This window comes from Streptomyces sp. UH6 (genome assembly GCF_013421635.1).
In the GTDB taxonomy this organism is placed as follows: domain Bacteria; phylum Actinomycetota; class Actinomycetes; order Streptomycetales; family Streptomycetaceae; genus Streptomyces; species Streptomyces abyssomicinicus.
In genome coordinates this window covers 1-4136 of sequence record NZ_JACADT010000497.1, presented here as the reverse complement: position 1 = coordinate 4136, position 4136 = coordinate 1, and the positions used below count along the sequence as shown (strand labels likewise).

General features: G+C 74.1%; 4 protein-coding genes. 2 read left to right on the top strand and 2 right to left on the bottom strand.

Annotation, left to right across the window (positions count from 1 at the left end):
- Positions 1-622, top strand: a 622-nt coding sequence (locus HW445_RS20730; RefSeq protein ID WP_180222484.1) for an SDR family NAD(P)-dependent oxidoreductase, incomplete at its 5' end; no start/stop codon positions are given.
- Positions 623-684: 62 nt separating this feature from the next.
- Here the strand turns inward: HW445_RS20730 and HW445_RS20725 are convergent.
- The gene (locus tag HW445_RS20725) at positions 685-3324 is read right to left on the bottom strand and encodes a SpoIIE family protein phosphatase (RefSeq protein WP_180222483.1); all 2640 of its coding nucleotides are present in this window, start codon (positions 3322-3324) and stop codon (positions 685-687) included.
- A gap of 58 nt (positions 3325-3382) precedes the next feature.
- Positions 3383-3604, bottom strand: a complete 222-nt coding sequence (locus HW445_RS20720; protein WP_151770660.1) for a hypothetical protein — start codon at positions 3602-3604, stop codon at positions 3383-3385.
- 145 nt (positions 3605-3749) lie between these two features.
- Here HW445_RS20720 and HW445_RS20715 point away from each other — a divergent pair, with 145 nt between their 5' ends.
- Positions 3750-4097, top strand: a complete 348-nt coding sequence (locus HW445_RS20715; protein ID WP_180222482.1) for a DUF3140 domain-containing protein — start codon at positions 3750-3752, stop codon at positions 4095-4097.
- Positions 4098-4136 lie beyond the last annotated feature (39 nt).

The following is a 4136-nucleotide window of genomic DNA, read 5'->3' as shown; positions in this document are numbered from 1 at the left end:
CCGGTTCGTGCCCGTGGCCGCCGACGTCGCCACCGAGGAGGGCGCCGAGCGGGCCGTCCGCGCACTGCCGGACGCCGACATCCTCGTCAACAACCTCGGCATCTTCGGCGCCCGGCCCGCGCTGGAGATCAGCGACGACGAATGGCGGCGCCACTTCGAGGTCAACGTCCTCGCGGCCGTCCGTCTCACCCGCGCCCTGCTGCCCGGCATGACGGAACGCGGCTGGGGGAGGGTGATGTACATCGCCAGCGACTCCGCCGTCGTGGTCCCCGCCGAGATGATCCACTACGGGACGACCAAGACCGCGCTGCTCGCCGTCGGCCGCGGCTTCGCCAAGGAGGCCGCCGGAACCGGGGTCACCGTCAACTCCGTGATCGCCGGCCCCACCCACACCGGGGGAGTGGAGAAGTTCGTGTACGAACTCGTCGATCCCGCACTCCCCTGGGACGAGGCCCAGCACGCCTTCATGCGCGAGCACCGCCCGCAGTCCCTGCTCCAGCGGCTGATCGAGCCCGAGGAGATCGCCAACATGGTCGTCTACCTCGCCTCCGACCAGGCGTCCGCCACCACCGGCGGCGCACTGCGCGTGGACGGCGGCTACGTGGACTCGATCCTGCCCTGAACCGGCGTCACGGCAGCCCTGCCCGAACGGGCGTTTTGGGCAGCGGCTGCCCCGAACGGGCGTCAGGGCAGCGGCTGCGCCGCCCAGATGATCTTTCCCTCGGGTGTCCACCGCGTCCCCCACCGCTCGGCGAGCTGCGCGACCAGGAACAGCCCGCGTCCGCCCTCGTCGAAGCTGGTCGCCTGCCGCAGCCGCGGGGCGGTGCTGCCCGCGTCGGACACCTCGCAGATCAGCTCGCGCTCCCGCAGCACCCGCACCCGCACCGGCCCGCTGCCGTGCCGGAGCGCGTTCGTCACCAGCTCGCTGAGGATCAGCTCCGTGGTGAAGGCCTGCTCCTCGAGCCCCCACTCGGTCAGCAGCCTGGTCGCCGCCGCCCGGATCTCGCCCACCGCCGACGGATCCCGTGGTACGTCCCAGGTGGCGATCCTGTCCTCCCTGATCGCCCGGGTCCGCGCCACCAGCACCGCGATGTCGTCCGTCGGCCGCGGCGCCACCCCCTCCAGGACGTCCCGGCAGGTGTCCTCCGGCGACGCGCCCGCCCGCGCCAGCGACTCGCGCAGCAGTTCCAGCCCCGCGTCGATGTCCCGGTCCCGCTCCTCCACCAGACCGTCCGTGTACAGGACCAGCCGGCTGCCCTCCTCCAGCTCCACCTCGGCCGTCTCGTACGGGAGGCCGCCCAGGCCCAGCGGCGGGCCGGCCGGGACCTCGAGGAACTCCACCGCCCCGTCCGGCCGCACCACCGCCGGCGGCAGGTGCCCGGCCCGCGACATCACACAGCGCCGCGACACCGGGTCGTACACGGCGTACAGGCAGGTCGCCCCGGTGATCGTCGCACCGCCTCCGGGGTTCTCCTCCTGGTCGATCCGCGCCACCAGCTCGTCCAGCAGCCCGAGCAGCTCCTCGGGGTGCAGGTCCAGCGCGCTGAAGGTGTGCACCGCCGTCCGCAGCCGCCCCATGGTCGCCGCCGCGTGCAGGCCGTGCCCCACCACGTCGCCCACCACCAGCGCCACCCGCGCCCCGGACAGCGGCAGCACGTCGAACCAGTCGCCGCCCACCCCCGCCTGGGCCGGCAGATACCGGTAGGCCACCTCCAGCGCGTCCTGGTCCGGCAGCCGGCGCGGCAGCAGGCTCCGCTGCAGCGTCACCGCCATGCCGTGCTCGCGGGTGAACCGCCGGGCGTTGTCGATCGCCACCGCCGCCCTGGTCACCAGCTCCTCGGCGACCGCCAGTTCCTCCTCGTCGAACGGCTCCTTGCGGCGGTCGCGCCAGAACCCCACCACGCCGAGGACCTGGCCGCCGGCCCGCACCGGCACCGCGATCAGCGAGTGCACGCCGTGCTCCAGCAACTGCGCCCACTGCTCGCGGTTGCGGCCCTCCCACCGCAGTGTCTGCTCGAGGCGTGGCTCCAGCAGCGCCCGGCCCGAGCGCAGCACCCGCGCCTGCGGTGACGAGCCGTCGGGCCGGACCTGCGCGCCCAGCGGGAACAGCGGCGCGTCGTCGACCCCCGCCAGTGCCGTCCGGCGCAGCGCCGCCCCGGAGTCCGGCCGGACGGACGGCTCGTCGCCCTCCAGCACCGCGTCGAACAGGTCCACCGTCGCGTGGTCCGCGAACCGGGGCACGACCAGATTCGCCAGCGCCTCGGCGGTGTGACGCACGTCCAGGCTGGTCCCGATCCCCAGACCCGCCGCGTACAGCAGGTCCAGCCGCTCCCGCGCGGCCTCGGCGCGACCCGACAGCGCCCTCAGCTCCGTGGAGTCCCGCAGCGTCGCCACCGACCCCGACGGCCCGCCGCGAAGCCGTGTCGGCCGCTGGTTGACCACCACCAGGCGGTCCCCGACCGGATGCACCTCGTCGGTGGCCACTCGGCCCGAGAGCAGCAGCTCCGCCATGTCCGGGTACAGGCCCAGCTCGCCGACGCGGCGCCGGCCGGTGTCCTCCGGCAGCCCCAGCAGCCGCTGCGCCTCGTCGTTGGCCAGCAGCAGCTCACCGTCCGCGCCGACGATGACCACGCCCTCCCGCACCGAGTGCAGGACCGCGTCATGGTGTTCGTACATCCGTGTCATCTCGCGCGGGCCCAGCCCGTGGGTCTGCCGCAGCAGCCTGCGGCCGGCCACCGCGGTGCCCGCCGTGGCCAGGGCGAGCGCGGCTGCCGCGGCCCCCAGCAGCAGCGGCAGCTGGCGGTCGGCGGTGTTGCCGACGTTCTCCACGGTGATGCCCGCCGACACCAGGCCCACCACCCGGCCCTGCGGGTCCCGCACCGGCACGACCGCCTGCACCAGCCTGCCGATGGTGCCGGTGATCTCCTCGACCACCGGCTCGCCCCGCAGCGCCGGCCCGATCTCCCCGACGAACTTCTTGCCGATCCGGTCCTGGCGGGGGTGGGTGTACCGGATCCCCTCGGTGTTCATCACCACCACGAAGTCCACCGGGACGGTCCGCCGCACCTGCTCGGCCCGCGGCTGGAGCTCCGCCGTCGGATCGGGCGACCGCAACGCCTCCCAGGTGCCCGGCGCGTCGGCGAACGAGACGGCGACGGCCCGGGACCGGTTGCGGGCCTCCTCCTCGCTGGCGGCCCGGCCCTGGAGGACCAGCGCCGCCACGGCGGCGAGGACCAGCAGCACCACGATGACCACGTGCACCACGAAGACCTGCGCGGCGACACTGCGCCGCGACAGAACGCCTGATCGGCCCGGTGGTCGCATAGGCCTCAGTTCTACCCGCAGTGTCCGGACCCGGCACGTCCGACATGACGGCGGTGCGTCACGTTTCCGCCCAGGTGTCGGGGCCGCCGCCCCGCCAGTCGATCAGACCGGAGCCCGCGACGTCCAGCTCGTCCCATCCCTGGAGTCCGGCCTCCTGGAGGAAGGCGGTCACGTCGCGCAGCGAGTAGGCGGTGCCGAGCACGCTGCCGCCCACCCGTACCCGCCGTCCGCCCGACGGCCCGGGAGGCTCCACGACGACCGGCCTCGGCTCTTCGGACATGGCTCCAGCATCGTGCGCCGCCCCGCGGCCCGCATCCGGAGCGCCGCCGTTTCCCCCGCGGGCCTCGGGCAACCCGGAGCGTGCCACCCGATGCGCCGAACGCGCCCGAAGGGGTGGTCACCGCGGACGGAAGGGAAAGATGATCATGGCCGACCACCGGGATCCCGAGCTGGACGACCTGTGGAACGAGTTCCACCGCGTGGTCAACATGACCTCCCGCGAGCTCCAGGAGTGGCTGATGACCCGCTCCGCCGGTGAGCGGACCGAGGCGCTGCCGGACCAGGCGGGGACCGAGAACGGCCGCCGTGTCCTGGAGATCCTCGGCAAACGCCGTGTCGACCTGACCGACGACGACGTCCGGGTGATGCGGAAGGTGGTCGACACGGTCACCGCCGAACGCGGCGTCGACATGGAGCCCACGGCCGGACAGCCGAACTGGCGCCACCGGCTGATGACCCTGGGACACGACCCGCTGAAGCCGGTCTCCGCCTGACGCCGCACCGGCCGTCGCGGCCGGGCCCACGGGTACCGG

Coding starts and splice junctions, on each gene's coding strand:
- HW445_RS20715 (WP_180222482.1), top strand. CDS start 3,750: ATGGCCGACCACCGGGATCCCGAGCTGGACGACCTGTGGAACGAGTTC.
- HW445_RS20725 (WP_180222483.1), bottom strand. CDS start 3,324: ATGCGACCACCGGGCCGATCAGGCGTTCTGTCGCGGCGCAGTGTCGCC.
- HW445_RS20720 (WP_151770660.1), bottom strand. CDS start 3,604: ATGTCCGAAGAGCCGAGGCCGGTCGTCGTGGAGCCTCCCGGGCCGTCG.